Source organism: Mammaliicoccus sp. Q-M61 (genome assembly GCF_022386055.1).
In the GTDB taxonomy this organism is placed as follows: domain Bacteria; phylum Bacillota; class Bacilli; order Staphylococcales; family Staphylococcaceae; genus Mammaliicoccus; species Mammaliicoccus sciuri_A.
The window spans coordinates 1-15,333 of the sequence record NZ_JAJNJL010000019.1 but is presented as its reverse complement, the minus strand read 5'-3'; the positions used below and the strand labels follow the sequence as shown (position 1 = coordinate 15,333).

Genomic DNA, 15,333 nt, shown 5'->3' with positions numbered 1-15,333 from the left:
TGCTTCGATTACTTTTGATTTATCTGTTACTGCTAATGTATTGATTAATTCATTTGAAGCAATATTTAAAGATTCTTCATCTTTTGGTGATACCGCTCTTAAAGCAGTTGCTAATGGTTTATTATTGTTCTGCTCTTTTGCTAACGCCTTGATTAATTCATATTGTAATTCTTGTTCACTTAAATTTTTTATATCTAAATTTAAATTACTGATTACTTCACGAGCTTGTTCATCTGAAACGTTGGCAGCTTTTTTATAATATATAACAGCTGTTTCTTCATCACGAACTTGTGAAATTGAATAATCATTATTATTGTAATTAGTTTGTGGCTCTTCTGATGCTACTTTGTTTGTAGCTTCAGCTTTTGGTGTTGTCTCAGCTTCTGGTGCTTTTTCTTCTGTAGTTGCTTCTTCTGTTGTCTCAGCTTCTGGTGCTTTTTCTTCTGTAGTTGCTTCTTCTGTTGTCTCAGCTTCTGGTGCTTTTTCTTCTGTAGTTGCTTCTTCTGTTGTCTCAGCTTCTGGTGCTTTTTCTTCTGTGCTTGCTTCTTCTGTGCTTGCTTCTTCTAAAGATTTGCCAGATTGACCATTATCATCTGCTGACTGTGATTGTACAGAACTATTTTGTTGTTCATCCGCCTTTGCTTCTTCTCCTATTCCAAAAATCAAAGTTGCCCCAACTAAAATTGAAGCAGTCCCAACAGTGAATTTTCTAATTGAATACTTATTAAATCTATTAGGTATAAAATCTAATTTTCTACCCCTTTTTTTCATTGAACCAAGTCTCCTTTCAAATATATTAATGTATGATACGACGAATATTACAACTTGCCTTATCACATTTATATTAATCTATCAAAATTAGATTTTCAATATATAAATATATTAAAAAAATATAGATTTTATAATTGTTGTTGAGTACAATTAAAATTTATTATTATTTTTGTATATAAATTACACGTAGATGCGATTCTTTAAATATAATGATTTATAAAATTGTTAATAACATACAAAATATTTAGCAAAAAAAATATAGATTTATTACTCTATATTTTAGGCGATATAGTCACTAGTAACATACTCCGATTTATGTCTATTCAATAAAAACTAAGGTAATATTAATATCCTTCATTTCTACTTTCACTAGATTTTATCTAAAATACTCGAAAAACAATTTCATACAAATCATACAATAAATTAATCTCTTTATTTATCGTTGAATTTTTCCTTTCTACAATCTATATTTTATGAAATACATTATATTTAATAGATTCGAGATTGGTTGTAATAATTTTAAGGGATAAGTAATGGTAAGAATACCTTGATAAGTATAGAGTTAATATTACATTTTGTAGTAATTAATAATTATATAAATGTTTTATAAATATCTTTATATAATCATCTCAACATCAAAAGAAATTAAAAAAAGGAGGAATTTTTAAATGAATAAAAGAACTTTGTAGCAAATACTTTAAGAATAAGAGCTTGGCATTTAACAAACCTGCTTTTAGCACATTTGATAAAGGGGTTAACCAATTTAAAAATACCAAGTATATGATATTTCAATAAGTATAGGATCAGAAATGATGAAAAGTGAACTCTATAAAGAGACAAGAATTGTTTTTTTATAATTTATAAAGTGGGTAGTAATCGATTTTTCAAATATATCTTTTATATAAAACTAATCAAATTATATAAAAATAGTCGAGTCCATAGCACAGCTATGAATTCGACCATTTTCTATTATTTAATTGTCTACTTGACAAGGTACAATTAATATTATAACCGACCTGTTTAATTTTTCAAATTCAAATCTCATGATTTTATATGTTTGTTAATTTCGGATACGAGTGCTTGTACGCCTTTATATTCTAAATGCACACCATCATATGCGAAGTATTCTGAATGGTCTTTTGCTTTTTGATACCAATTGACTAATTGAACATTCTTATGTGAATCTGCTGCTTTCGAAAGTTTTTCGTTGACACTTTGTTCCCAATCTCTTGGTACGTGTGTGTTAACGACGTAAACATGGGCATTACCGAACATTTTAATGAGCTTCGTCAAATCATCATATGAAAAATCGCCATTCGTTCCAAGTTCAAGTACTACTTGTTGATTGGCTTTGTTAAATGTACTGTATTTCTCTTGAACGAGTGGAATAGCATCATTTAAATTACGACCGACTTTACCATCTATTATCGCATCTGGATATGCTTTATGTATTTCTTCCCCGATATCAACCATGACGGAATCACCGAAAAATAACATTTTATCTTGATGCTTCCCTTTATGATTTATGGTTTGTTCGCTATTAACATTAATTTTAGGAATAGGTAATATCAAACTATTTTTATGGTCGTGATTTGAAACTTTAAAAGTCGTCTTGGCATGATGATGTTGCGTTTGTTGTAAATAATCAAAATGTCCTGAAAGTATTGTTAACGTAAGGCCAACTAATACTAAAGTAATGCTACTCTTAGCAATGAGTGAATTTAATTGAGCTTTTCGAGGTTTGAAATACGCTAGCCCACGAAGTCTAATAGGTACTTCAACATAACGATATGAACATTCAGCTAACAGTAACGTTAATATGATTTCTATCAATATCATATAAAAGGGGATTTGCCCTTGAACAAAATGTTTATTGATAAATGTTATGACAGGATAATGCCATAAATATAAACTATAAGATCTCTGTCCAATCCATAACAATAATCGATTACCTAATACTTTAGATAATAACGTACTAGGGTGAACGGCACTCGCGATAACAGGTAAAGAACTTAAAGAGATAAGATAAATGCCTCCAAAGTATAACCAATTGTCATTGGATGAAACAGTCATCATAAAATAAATTAATAGCGCCAAAGAAATACAACCTATCGTTTCGATTCCTATCTTTAACGGCGTTATAATTTGCTGTTTCAATCTAAAAGGCGGCCATATGTATGCTAGTAATACACCTAATAACAAAGTTTGTAATCTAGTGTCTGTTCCAAAATATACTCTTGAATTATCAACATTCGGTTCAGCAATTAATATCATTAACAATAATGAAATAAGAGAAGCTATAAATACAACTAAAACAAAATGCCTTTTTAACTTTTTAATGCGAAGTAATATCATTAATAAAATTGGCCAAAAAACATAAAATTGTTCTTCAATCGCTAGACTCCATAAATGTTTAAGTGGCATCACTTTAAAGCTGTCAAAATAACTAACATGATGAAAAATATACCACCAGTTGGATACATAAAATAAAGCAGCAAACGTATCTTGTTTCACACTTTTGATAATGCTCGGTTCAAATAATAAAGTATATGTAAGTACAATACTTAATAAAAATAAGACTGCGGGCAGTAACCTTTTAATACGTTTCTTCCAAAAATGTAAGAGGTCAATCGTACCAGTCTGTTGATATTCATGGATTAATAAGCTCGTAATTAAATAGCCAGAAATGATAAAAAAAGTATCCACACCTAAAAAACCACCCGATAACCACTTAGGATTAAGGTGATAAATGATGATAGCTATAACAGCAATTGCCCTTAAGCCATCTAAACCATATAAATAACGAATTGAGTGTGACTTAATCTCTTTCGTTTGACCATTCATTTCTCATTGACTCCTCAATAAATTGTAAAAATTTCTAATAAAAACTATTGTATCATGATTTACCAAAGATATACATAAAAGGATAAAACTTGTTAATTACTCTTACATACAAGAAAGAGATATCAGATTGTTAAAGTCAAAAATATACAAAAGTAATTGTACTAACGATTAAGATTACAGAACCAAACCATTAGCAAATAAAACTCAAAAAATATACTTAGATTAATATACTTATTTTAAGTTTAAAATGTTAAAGATTTTTTCTACTGAGTTAACCTATTTAAAAAATTATCAAATTTTCCTAAAAGATTTTATAAAGTCTGCTCAATACTCTTCTACATTACTATTAAAAACTTTTTTTAAATTGCTAAACACAATAATCTTTCAATCCATGATTTCACCATCTCGTTTAATCAATTATTTAATTAAGGTTTTGAATAGCTGTCTTTTGTATTTTTATAGTTGGGATTGTCTGCTAACATAGATTTTGTGTATTGGATTTCACCTTTCAACATAATTCATTATGACATTAATAGATCTCAATAGCTTTATAAATTAATAGATGCAATTTTAAATATTGCTTGACTATCATCTGTATTTTATATGCCTTTTAATTAATCTATACAATTAATTGAACGAATTACTTTTTCTTCAGCCAACTTAAATAATTTTAAGAATCTTTCTTTTTTTCAATAAGTAAAGTGTTTACTTCTACATCCATTTCATCTTCCTTTTTTATTATACGGCTCGTTTGATGATTATATGCTGACAACAACATATCATCTAATCAATTTTTTAAGTCTAAAACAGAAAATTATCTAGTTTGACTAATTCTATATCATAATAATTCGTTAACATACCTCTATGTGAATATAAATATTTTAAAAACTTTATAGCCCTTATTTTTGTAAATAAAATAGCTATGACAACTTCATTTTTATCATTTTTAACACCTACAATATATACAACTTTTTTGTGTAAGGCTTGAAATATGCTTTTGTAAATGTATCAAATTCTTTTTCTGTAAGGTTCAAAAAAATATTATTGCACCTTTTTAATGAAATAAATGGGACAGGGACACTTTTTAATATCTATCCCTGTCCTACAATATATCTTACACTGTTAATATTTTAATATTGCTGTTATTTTTCGTATTCAAACTTCTATCATTGACATAACTGTATTGATTTTCTAGTCTTTGAATTCTATAGGTTGACCCAATTTATTTTCTATAATCTCTGATATTTCTTTTCCTAATGGACCTTTAATTGCGAAAGTTCGTTTGGCATATGACCCAAGAACACCAAGTCCAGCTATAGCTGCTATTATACCTCCTCCAGATAAAAGAGATAATGTTAATAAAGAGGCCAATGCAAGCTTCCCTGTTTGTTTAAAAGGCTTTTTATCAAATATAACTGTTAAACCTATAATTCCAGGAGTATTTGTTTCTCCAATAATAATTAAATAATTACTTTTATGATTCTTGAAATGGTATGTTGTTATCTGCACATTGTTTTTAAATATTTTTAATAGTTCTCGCTCATGATTACCCGACTTTTCAAGAATCTCATTTTCTTTTAACACTTCAATTTCTTTGTTAAATTTATAATTTTTATTTAAAGCTAGTTTTTTCAATTGATTTTCAAAATGATCTAAATTTTTTTGCTTATAATAAATAAAGTCCATAACCTTTTACCCCCTTACCGTTTAATCCATTCATTAGTTTCATCAAGATACATATAGCCTCTTTCTTCTAATAAAGATTTTGCCGCAAGATACATGGTATAATCACCATCATCTTCTTTTTGTATACCATATATTTCCATTAATTCTTCATTAGAACAATCTTTTAAAGCATCCCTTACCATTCCTCTATCACCTGTCGTTTCCCAGATTGCACTAACGGCTGCACCAATAGTCGTAACTGAAACATAAGCGGCTGCACCTATACCTTTGCCGATACCTTTTCCTATCGTTTTTATTATGTTACCCATTGCTTCGATTCCCTCCGTAATTAAAATATGTTATTAATGCTGAATCTGTTGTTTTAGATATGTTGATTGTAAAAAGAGTAATTCATCAATCACTTGTTCCCTTAAATCTCGTGGTGAAATCACACGTATTTGTGATCGATATAAGAAACAAAGTTGAATAGCCTCAGGCCTTGTCATTTTAAATGTCACCATAATATGATCTTCATCATAATTTTCAATCACATGAATTTGATAATACCGATGTATGTTTAACCAAACTTCTTTTGATACTTCAAATGTAATATAATCATGCTTCATTTCTTTTTGATGACAATCAAACGTTTCATTCGCTAATGTTAAATCCATTTTATGAATATCTGTAATATAAATTTCATGATTGAATTGATAAATGAGATGAAATGAAAACATTTGGTAATGAAGTGATATCGGTAATATTAAATGTTTATGATGCTTTAAATATCGATTTTCATTTAACGCTTGAACAGCGACTGAAACAGATGTACGCGTTTCTTTCTCATCATCAACTTCAAAATGATTTAAATATTGTAATAATCCATCTTGTTGGTCTCCATGATATTTGATTATCACCATCTTAAGATACTGATAGAAGTGACGACTTATCTTTGGTGTTGTCAGATAAAGACTATTTAAAATATCATACATAAAATATTGACTTTCACTTTTATCTTTTTTTAATGTATAACTTTCAGATTTATAGTCATACGTTATTTCACTTCGAACACCAACCCAGCTTTTTGCTTCATATAAAAAGTTACGAATATCATCAATATCTCGTTGTATCGTTCTCGGGCTTGAACCTAATGCTTGTGTGAGTGTCTTTTTATTAACATTTTTGTGTTGTAGTAAGCGATTATATATCGTCAACACACGAAAAACACGATCCAATGCGTCACCTCCTTCAATCTATATTCTACAAAACAGGTATGACAAAATATGTCATTACGCGAATCTTTTTCAAAAATATGGTAAAAAATACAAACGTACTAAAAAGGCGTTATATCGGGGGAATATAATATAAACATGAAGTATGAAGAAAAACGAAGTGTCACAATACGACTAATCCCTATCTTTAATTTATAAGGATACAATATTAATCGGCTTCATGTTGTACCGACTTAATGATGCCTTGTATGTTCTCATGAAGTATACATGTTAGGGTATCATCTGCCATATACATTTGATAAATATCATTCAATGTATTATGGTCATGAATAGATGCGATATGTGCGATAACCCCTTTTATCATCACTTCATATGTTTGTGAATCTAAAAAATGCTTAACGTTTTGCCAATGTGATAATGTCATTTATATATCCTCCTATATTATGTTGTCAAAAGCCATTCTTGACGTGCTTTCGGATTGAGTGGATGCATGATGTCATTTGTGGCGGGATTAATGAGTTTTTTCACTTTTTTCTGATAGGGTTTCAACATGTCTAATACATTATTCACCCTCTTGTCTACACCTGGCTTTTTACCATAAGCACCCCATGCAAGAATAACAACATCTGCTTCTTTGACCGCCTTCATCAGATGAATCTCTGTATGCTTATCAAAACTATTTTTTAAGTGCTTTAAATTACGAGGTGTATTAATATTGGAATATAAATTCACAAAATAAATCGTGCCATATTCATCCATTTCTGAAATTTTGTTTATAATCAATTGAGTTGTTAAATCTATTTGAAGTATCCCTGTATAACTAGGATACATTGTAATGATTGCGATAGATTGTTTCGTGTTATCCCATGTCTTCTTTAGTAAATAACGATGTTGATTATCATCACTGAATATCGCTTCTGTTTCTAATGTACTTTTAATATTTTGCACCTTTTTTACACTCCTTATTTAATATTCTTCCGGCAACAACATGACATAATAAGAACAGCCTACATCATCTTCGCGTATAACATAGACTTTACTAATATTAATCGGTTGCTTATAACGCGTTTTATGAATTTTGACATATTCTGGTCGTTCTTGTTTGTGCTTAATGTATAGTTCCTCATTATACATATTGAATTGAAAGATATGAAAATAGTCGATTATCTCATGTTCTCTAGCCTGTTCATGTTCTCTGAATAATACAAGCTCCCAGATATGTTTTTGGATAATGTAAGGTAAGTCTGAGTCAATACCTCTTGTGATAAAACGTGCCATTATACGTCACCCTTCTCAATTTCTTCTATTATTGCGATCACACCTGTTATGACTGTGATACTCATTTCTGCAATACGAATCCATGTCGCCATTATGATTCACCACCTTTTGGTAGTAAATAGAGTTGGTCTAGTAAAGGCATTACGGTATTATGAAAATATAAAAAGTCCATATCATGGTATTCATCGATATAGCCAACGGCTATAAGTTGTTTCTCATAGTAGAGAATAAATGGATAGAGTTTTCGCTTGTGTAATGCCTCTGAATAATACGTATGAGTCTGAAGGATTTTATTACTGAGTGGTCCCAACCTAATATATGCATCTGGCAGGATATCATTCGCCACTTCTTCTAGTGATTCACATTGCCATTCTTCGTCCTTTGGTAGGGTGAATAAGTGTGTGATATAGCCTTTGAGTTGTTGTTCTAATGTCATTTTTATGACCTCCTAATTGTTTGATTGATGTATGTGTCACATCATATAGATAATATACGTTTGATTTTTCGTTTATTTCCCTTAGAAATCCCACTGATATTCAGAAAACTTCCCAATAAAAATCAGCAACAATATTTGGTATGACAAGGAAATCCCATTATCCTCTCTTTTATTATTGTGCTAAGAGAAATATTTTTTATAATGTTATCCATATATTTATTAATAACAAATTCTACACTTTTATCACTTAGATTTAAGTGGTAAAAGTGGTAATTTGGTCAATAGAATATTTCTGTGTACCATCAATTACAAAATGAATTTTTGGCATAAAAAAACACCCCCAATCTTTTTTCAAAGATTGGGGGATAAGACTTTCATCAATTTTATACCGTACGAGCTTTACTTTTTTATCTGTAGTAATTTCAATAGAATCAATCAGCAACTTCATAAGCTGATTTTTGGCTTCAGGATTTGCTTCTTTTAAATAAACACTAAAACGACTAATTATCAATGTTAAGCGACTCTTCAACTTATCAAAGTCAGGTATTTTTGTTTCTTCTGGATTAGATTGTTGAGCCGCTTTGATTTGTTCTTCAAGAGCTTGAAATCGATGATTCAATTGATTTTGCTTTTCTTTCAACATTTCACTATTCATTTGATCATCTAAAAACAATTCTAATAAACGTTCTTGTTGTGTTCTAATTATAGCTTTTTGTTTTTCTAAACTTTCAATGTCAATGATGACATTACTTTTAGTGTTATGTTTTCGTTTCAGCTCTTCTATAACATTAGTCGCAATTTGTTTAATGATTTTAGGCTGAGATAAAATACGATTAAGGTGAACGTTAATAACATGTTCTACAATTTCCGCATTAATCGCATTACTATGACAAGCAGAACTACCAGAACGATTGAATAATGAACAAATGTAATAACGTTTAATAGTACGTTCTTTTGATTTTTTCGTGTTATAATAAGTACGCCTGCATACCATATTATTACCACACTCGGGACACTTAATAAGCCCCCTTAGATAAAAGTCTCCACCAATTGGCCTTCCTGGTTTGAAGCTTTTGGATAATAATTTTTCATGTACCTGATCAAATATTTCTTCACTTATAATTGCTTTGTGTTTACCTTTCACCAAAATTACATCTTTTTCATCACTTTTACCACTTCTTCGTTTAACTGTCCAATTTTGATAGTTATTAAATCTGACAAACCCTTTATAAACAGGGTTATTCAAAATATATTTAACCCCAAACACAGAGAAAGGTTTTTGGTTAATCGTGCGATAACCTTTTTGATTCAGAATTGTTGTTATGGCCTTAAGTCCTTTATTGTGATTCAAATACAAATCAAATATTTCTCTAACAATATTAGCTTCATTTTCATCGATAACCAAATCATTTTTTTGTGTCAGTGGATTAAGTAACAATTTGTATCCCAAAACTCTTCCGGTTATAGCTTCTCCACTACGCGCTTTTGCATTCATTGAAAGCTTCACATTAGATATCAAACTCTGTCTCTCTATAGAACCTATCAAACCAAACATTGTAACTAAAACTTCACCAGATGCATTCGAGGTATCAATGTTTTCCGAAATTGATTTATAACCTACACCATGTTCTTTAAACTCATGTATAATATTAAATACATCACGCATTGAACGAGAAATACGATTCAATTTCCAACTTAGAACCATCTCTACTTTATTGTCTTTGACATCCTTTAATAATTGTTTCATGGCAGGACGATCTTCAATATTCTTTCCTGATATCCCTGAATCAATATAAGTTTCATAGTCATAACCTGGATAGTTTTTAACAACTTCTTTGATGAGGACTTGTTCTTGTTCATGCACAGAATAACCGTGCTCAGACTGTTCTGTCGTACTCACACGTGAGTATAATGCTATTTTTCTGTTCATAATATTTCTCTCCTTTTACTTAGTTTCCGTTATAGACCTTGGTATATAACTTCAATGTAATAATATATATTTGTAGATTTGTTTCATTTCTACTAAATAAAATATGTGTACTGCAGGTTACATCCTGTGGTACGTAATTAAATTATTTATCTTTATTAATACGTTCTTCCATTATAGGAACAAGCACTTCAATAAACGCTTCAACTTGTTCATTATTCATACTATTCAACGCCTTTCTTTGTTTATTTCTACAGACAAATTGTTATCAATAATCATGTATTATACATATTTAAATCCAACGTTTCAGCAAATGCTCTATCAATTTTTATGTGATAAAAGACTATTGATTCCAATTCATCATTACTATTTTTCACTTTTCTTTGATTTGTTTTTCTGTCTTTATCTGTTACTAATTTATTGTCACTATCCAATGCTTTGATTACGTTTTTTGTATCCTCAAACCCATTATCCTTTAATATACGTTCGAAGATAGAACGTATAATCTTTACTTCAACATAATCATTTTGAACTAATATTGTTCCATTGTTTTCAATCATATTAGATAATGATCCATCTTTGATAAACTTGCCTTTATTTACTGCGACATATTGAATAATAGCTGTCATTGCTTTTTCGGTTAAAGAACGCTCTGACATTGTATTTTTATGATATTCTAAAAGATATTTTTTCATACCTTCTTTATTCAATTTCAAATCTAAAGCACGTTCAAATATAGTTGCTGAAGTCAAAATCACAGCATACCTACTTATCATTCGCATTCCTGTGTTGCTTTCTTCATTTGCTAGTTCAACTTCAAACCACTGTCTATGTTCTTCATAAATAGAGACCAATTCCTCTTCATTATTTAATAAATACTCGGATATTATTGGCAAGACATGACCATAATTTTTTCTTACAACTTTTTTAATAGCATCCGAATTCGAAGATGATGATGTTATAGCATCATTAATCTCAATGATACGTACCCTTAATCCATCATTTTTTGCTGAGTTATTAAAAATACTATATTCGCCCGTTGAAATAATTGAAGTACCTGAATTGAATTTTTCCCTTGTGTTACCATTTTTATCTGCTCGTTCTCTTCCTTGCCCTTCGCTTACAGAATATAGCAAGTTCGTTAGATTTCTAATGGTTGAAGTTGATAATTCATCGAATATCACTGGAACCCCAAAGTTTGAACTCACGATATTTTCAATGCCTACTTTAGTCGCATTCCAACTACAAAATAAAGTATTATCTCCTTTATTAGGATTACCTGCTACTGATGCTGCTAACATAGCTGCTGTTGTTTTGCCACTAGATGACTGTCCTGTCAATGAATATATTATTCCTGTAAACTCAATTTCATTTAGCAAGAATAAATATCTTGTAACTAATGAACTTACTCCAAAGATGGTAATTAGTTCTAATACAACATTGCCATTCACTTGCTGCTGAAACATTGTAAGCCATTCATCTAATTTACCTTTAGGCGATAAATCATATTTATTATCACAAATCACTTGATTCATATCTTCCTCAGTCATTGAAGGACTGAAATGGATATCATCAAGTACAACAACTGTTCCTTTATTTGTAGGTAAAACACCCACACCTTTATAAAAACTACTTTTCACCGTACTATCTCTGTACTCCTGTAAAGCATTACTCAATTCTTTAATGCGATTTTCATTAATAGTAAATCCCATTTCTATTAATTTAAACAAATTACGTGAACTTAATATGCTTGAATCTAAAATGTATTCCTCACCATCTATATCTTGTATGATAAGCTGTTCCTTTTTATATACTCGATCTTTATACTTAGCAACTATAAAAATTGGAGAAGCTAGTTTAACTAGCTTCTCACTTTCTCCATCATTGGTACCTTTCATTTTCTTAAAGCAACCATTTGAATTTATTAAATAATTATCATTTTCAAATTTCATTACTTCTTTACCTCCATGCATAATCTTATTTACAAATACTACTTAAATATCATCGAAACCGTAAAAATCCGTAAGTCTTACGAAAATAAGTTGATTTTTATTGCAAAACATTTCAAAATGTACAGATTCATTCAACATTACATAATGTCGAAACCGATTTTCGACATTTTCTACTAACTTTGTTGTTGGATCCTTTGCACCTGTATCTATTAGCAATTTTTTTACAGTGAATTTTTCATTTGCTCTCTTACTTAACGCTTCTTCTAAACATTTCAAGAACCATTCTCTGCCCATGTTACCTAACCTCTTCAGCACGTTGATCTATGTCAGTTTGAATTGATAAAAAATTATTTGTTTTTATTTCCATCTTCTTTGCCTCCTAGATTAATTACCTTTGAAAAATCTTAACTATTATATTTTCCGCTTCACCTTCTTGTAACTGGCATAGCGTGAAATGTTCTTCAAGATACATTTCAAGTAAAATGTTAATAGCATATACTTCCTCATCGTAAATATCGCCATAGACATCTTCACCAACCATATCCAACAAGTCGTATATTGAAAATTCAGTTTTACTTGGCAACATCAAAGCCTGACCAATCAAAAGAGTAATTAAATTTTTACAATCACTTGTTATTGTGAATTGTGTAGTATACTTAAATTGCTCTCCTTTTATGGTTTCAATTTCTATGTGATGAACTTTCTCATCATGGGTATAAACTTCTTTCATTACATATGTTTTCATTATAAAAACCTCCTAAGAATTATACTCAAGCATTAACTTAAGTTAGATATAATATATATCCATATAGGAAAGGCAGTTTCCATTTAAAAAATAATAAATGGAATTACTTTGAGCAAAATAATTGACAAAATTTGAGGTGTTTGATATGGAGTTTAAAATTAAGCAAGTTGCCGATAATAATTATATATTTCTAGGATATGTATTAGACTACTGTAGGGTATCATTAAAAACATTGGATATTGATAAATCTTTAACTATTTCTATAAAGCAATTAAATAAGGGTGAGAGTTTTAGTGAGTATACTTTAAATGGGATTGTAATATATATTTATGACGAAGATATTGAATCAATAATTAGATGTAGTAGTTCAAAGGTTGCTTATAAATTATTAATCCGCCGTGTTTTAGATTCACTTTATGATGCTTTAGAAGCTGATTTAAATAAAGAAACTAAAATGAATCTTTGGAATAATTTCGAACGATCAACACTCGATTTTTTCAAACATAAATTTTTTGACAGCGAAATAGTAACTCTTCCTAGAATGATGTTTGAATATGATTATATGAATAAGCATTCAATGAAAGATATTGAGAGTAAAAAAGAACGAATCCATAAGATTAATTTAGTCTATAGGTTTATTGGAGATGTTAATACTCCTGCATATTTTGACTTTTCAGATCAAACAGTTAAAGATGTAGAAAAAAATGAAGATGATATTAACGAAATTATTGAAGAGCTTATTAAAAGTAATATACAAAAGATAACGGAACTGGAATTACCCGAGCCTATTAAGTTAATAAATTCTAATTTAGAAAATATAAATCCATCGAAATACAAACCTGAATCTATTTTCGCTTTAAATAATATTATGCATTATATTGATAAAAGCTTTTATGAAATCGTCGGTGCTGATATGCACTTCCAATTAGCTGATGTTAAAAACTTTGCAGCAGATAATATTCATTCTTCTAATCAAGAGTCTATGGGAAAGGGAACTATTTATAATAAATTTACTCCTAGAACATTTAATTTTCACGAATTCGTAATTATTTCAGCTATAGCTACTTTTTACAAAAACCCATACATAAAAATGATGGATTTAGGAAAGTTTTCATCTCACAAAGCTGAAGATTATAAAACACTTAAGAAAGATTTAATTAATATACCTATACTAATGAGCAACTTCATTATAGATAAAAAAATTGCATTTGCTGATGACTTAACTGATTTCATATGGACAAAAATAGAGGGAACAGTTGATATTAATAAACAAAACGAAGTTGCAAGTCTAATTGATAATATTTTCAGATTAACTTTTACTCCTTTAAACACAAAAAAACATTATAATGCCGTTCAAACTACATTTGATATTACGGATAGGTTAACTTATATCATTAGCAACACTTCTAAATATAATAATTTCATAAATTATGAGGATTTAATAAACAGTATAATAAACTCAATTAATAATTGGATAAAGTATCACAACAACTTCATCCAACAAATGGAAAGTGATGTAGCATCATTAAACTTTGTATCAGATAAATATTACTTAGACATATTTGAAGCCAAAGAGCTAGACAATGATTTTAATAATGATGATGATAGCCTACTTAATTCAATGACTTCTTTTAAGTCATTATTAGATAATCTAACTAATAAAATAGATGAAAAGCTAGTTTGTACTCTAATTACAAAAACAATTAAGAAACTTTAATAATCAACTTTGTGTAAACCACGAAACCTCTTAAAAATAATTAATTAACTTATTAAAATGAGACTTATTGTAATAGTAAAGTATGTCTATATTTATAATTAATAAGTTATGTGGTTTTGTGGTTTGAAATCTAGTTATCTTTTATTTATTACATCTCCGTACTTAGACTTTAAATATGTACCTCCCAATGAATATTTCATATAATAAACCTCTTTTTAAGAAGTATTAATTATTTTTGTTACTATTCATGTATTAGAGAATAGCGAGAGAATGAGAGTTAGTGTGCATTGAATAGCTAAAATAGAGTAATTACAGTGAATGATGACTTATTCGTCATTTATATTTATAATGATTGTAGAAGATGAAAATTAAGTAGTCGGTATTGTTAAATTAGTAGAGATTAATTATATCCATCGTAATTGTGAAATACCAATAATTATTAAACCTGAGTTTAGTGGTAATGGATATGCAAAATTCGCATTCGAAAAAGCAACAAGTTATGCATTCGATATTTTAAACATGCACAAGATTTATATATATTGATACAGATAACGAAAAAGCTGTGCATATAATGATTCACAAGGATTTAAAACAGAAGGATTACTCAAAGAGCAATTCTACACTAAAAGTAAATATAAAGATGCATATATTATGTCATTATTGAAATTTGAATATGTTTTATAGCATAAAAATAACCCACCTTAATGAAGTGCACCCCTAAAATTAAATTTAGGGTTAAATTTATGGGTGGACTTCATTTATGTTG

At 29.2% G+C, this 15,333-nt stretch carries 15 protein-coding genes and 1 pseudogene; 2 read left to right on the top strand and 14 right to left on the bottom strand.

Annotation, left to right across the window (positions count from 1 at the left end):
* The 14 genes from LQ677_RS14445 to LQ677_RS14385 form a co-directional block, all read right to left on the bottom strand.
* On the bottom strand, nt 1-771 hold a 771-nt coding region (locus tag LQ677_RS14445), incomplete at its 3' end, for a YSIRK-type signal peptide-containing protein (protein WP_239749091.1).
* A gap of 1,041 nt (nt 772-1,812) precedes the next feature.
* On the bottom strand, nt 1,813-3,615 hold the full coding sequence (locus LQ677_RS14440; protein ID WP_239749090.1) for an acyltransferase family protein: 1,803 nt from the start codon (nt 3,613-3,615) through the stop codon (nt 1,813-1,815).
* Nucleotides 3,616-4,416: 801 nt separating this feature from the next.
* A complete protein-coding gene (locus LQ677_RS14855) occupies nt 4,417-4,575 on the bottom strand; it encodes a peptidoglycan bridge formation glycyltransferase FemA/FemB family protein (RefSeq protein WP_374199849.1) in 159 nt (52 codons plus the stop codon).
* Nucleotides 4,576-4,806: 231 nt separating this feature from the next.
* Nucleotides 4,807-5,301 (bottom strand): hypothetical protein, encoded by a 495-nt coding sequence (locus LQ677_RS14435; RefSeq protein WP_239749089.1) that lies wholly within the window; start codon nt 5,299-5,301, stop codon nt 4,807-4,809.
* 14 nt (nt 5,302-5,315) lie between these two features.
* Entirely contained in the window at nt 5,316-5,609 is a 294-nt protein-coding gene (locus LQ677_RS14430) for a hypothetical protein (RefSeq protein ID WP_239705283.1), read from the bottom strand.
* A 33-nt stretch (nt 5,610-5,642) separates the two neighbouring features.
* Entirely contained in the window at nt 5,643-6,515 is an 873-nt protein-coding gene (locus LQ677_RS14425) for an HTH domain-containing protein (RefSeq protein ID WP_239749088.1), read from the bottom strand.
* 205 nt (nt 6,516-6,720) lie between these two features.
* Entirely contained in the window at nt 6,721-6,936 is a 216-nt protein-coding gene (locus LQ677_RS14420) for a hypothetical protein (protein ID WP_239705280.1), read from the bottom strand.
* 17 nt (nt 6,937-6,953) lie between these two features.
* Nucleotides 6,954-7,460 carry a DUF1643 domain-containing protein gene (locus tag LQ677_RS14415; RefSeq protein WP_239705279.1) on the bottom strand — a complete coding sequence of 169 codons (507 nt, stop codon included), beginning with the start codon at nt 7,458-7,460 and terminating at the stop codon, nt 6,954-6,956.
* 18 nt (nt 7,461-7,478) lie between these two features.
* A complete protein-coding gene (locus LQ677_RS14410) occupies nt 7,479-7,790 on the bottom strand; it encodes a DUF960 family protein (RefSeq protein ID WP_239705278.1) in 312 nt (103 codons plus the stop codon).
* 91 nt (nt 7,791-7,881) lie between these two features.
* A complete protein-coding gene (locus tag LQ677_RS14405; RefSeq protein WP_239705277.1) occupies nt 7,882-8,226 on the bottom strand; it encodes an SAUGI family uracil-DNA glycosylase inhibitor in 345 nt (114 codons plus the stop codon).
* A 253-nt stretch (nt 8,227-8,479) separates the two neighbouring features.
* Nucleotides 8,480-10,156 carry a cassette chromosome recombinase CcrC gene (ccrC, locus tag LQ677_RS14400; RefSeq protein ID WP_239728312.1) on the bottom strand — a complete coding sequence of 559 codons (1,677 nt, stop codon included), beginning with the start codon at nt 10,154-10,156 and terminating at the stop codon, nt 8,480-8,482.
* 272 nt (nt 10,157-10,428) lie between these two features.
* A complete protein-coding gene (cch1, locus tag LQ677_RS14395; protein WP_239749087.1) occupies nt 10,429-12,105 on the bottom strand; it encodes a cassette chromosome replicative helicase in 1,677 nt (558 codons plus the stop codon).
* 42 nt (nt 12,106-12,147) lie between these two features.
* Complete coding sequence (locus tag LQ677_RS14390; RefSeq protein WP_239705274.1) at nt 12,148-12,399, bottom strand: hypothetical protein; 252 nt, start codon at nt 12,397-12,399, stop codon at nt 12,148-12,150.
* Nucleotides 12,400-12,493: 94 nt separating this feature from the next.
* Nucleotides 12,494-12,850 (bottom strand): hypothetical protein, encoded by a 357-nt coding sequence (locus LQ677_RS14385; RefSeq protein WP_204173559.1) that lies wholly within the window; start codon nt 12,848-12,850, stop codon nt 12,494-12,496.
* A 145-nt stretch (nt 12,851-12,995) separates the two neighbouring features.
* On the opposite strand from LQ677_RS14385, the gene LQ677_RS14380 reads away from it, so the two are divergent.
* Nucleotides 12,996-14,567 (top strand): hypothetical protein, encoded by a 1,572-nt coding sequence (locus tag LQ677_RS14380; protein ID WP_239728287.1) that lies wholly within the window; start codon nt 12,996-12,998, stop codon nt 14,565-14,567.
* Nucleotides 14,568-14,918: 351 nt separating this feature from the next.
* Nucleotides 14,919-15,251 (top strand): annotated as a pseudogene (locus LQ677_RS14375) (GNAT family N-acetyltransferase); the annotation flags it as partial.
* Nucleotides 15,252-15,333 lie beyond the last annotated feature (82 nt).

Excerpts from the sequence above, each read along its gene's own strand:
- LQ677_RS14440 (WP_239749090.1), bottom strand. The coding sequence starts at position 3,615 with ATGAATGGTCAAACGAAAGAGATTAAGTCACACTCAATTCGTTATTTA.
- LQ677_RS14435 (WP_239749089.1), bottom strand. The coding sequence starts at position 5,301 with ATGGACTTTATTTATTATAAGCAAAAAAATTTAGATCATTTTGAAAAT.
- LQ677_RS14430 (WP_239705283.1), bottom strand. The coding sequence starts at position 5,609 with ATGGGTAACATAATAAAAACGATAGGAAAAGGTATCGGCAAAGGTATA.
- LQ677_RS14420 (WP_239705280.1), bottom strand. The coding sequence starts at position 6,936 with ATGACATTATCACATTGGCAAAACGTTAAGCATTTTTTAGATTCACAA.
- LQ677_RS14410 (WP_239705278.1), bottom strand. The coding sequence starts at position 7,790 with ATGGCACGTTTTATCACAAGAGGTATTGACTCAGACTTACCTTACATT.
- LQ677_RS14405 (WP_239705277.1), bottom strand. The coding sequence starts at position 8,226 with ATGACATTAGAACAACAACTCAAAGGCTATATCACACACTTATTCACC.
- ccrC (WP_239728312.1), bottom strand. The coding sequence starts at position 10,156 with ATGAACAGAAAAATAGCATTATACTCACGTGTGAGTACGACAGAACAG.
- cch1 (WP_239749087.1), bottom strand. The coding sequence starts at position 12,105 with ATGAAATTTGAAAATGATAATTATTTAATAAATTCAAATGGTTGCTTT.
- LQ677_RS14390 (WP_239705274.1), bottom strand. The coding sequence starts at position 12,399 with ATGGGCAGAGAATGGTTCTTGAAATGTTTAGAAGAAGCGTTAAGTAAG.
- LQ677_RS14385 (WP_204173559.1), bottom strand. The coding sequence starts at position 12,850 with ATGAAAACATATGTAATGAAAGAAGTTTATACCCATGATGAGAAAGTT.
- LQ677_RS14380 (WP_239728287.1), top strand. The coding sequence starts at position 12,996 with ATGGAGTTTAAAATTAAGCAAGTTGCCGATAATAATTATATATTTCTA.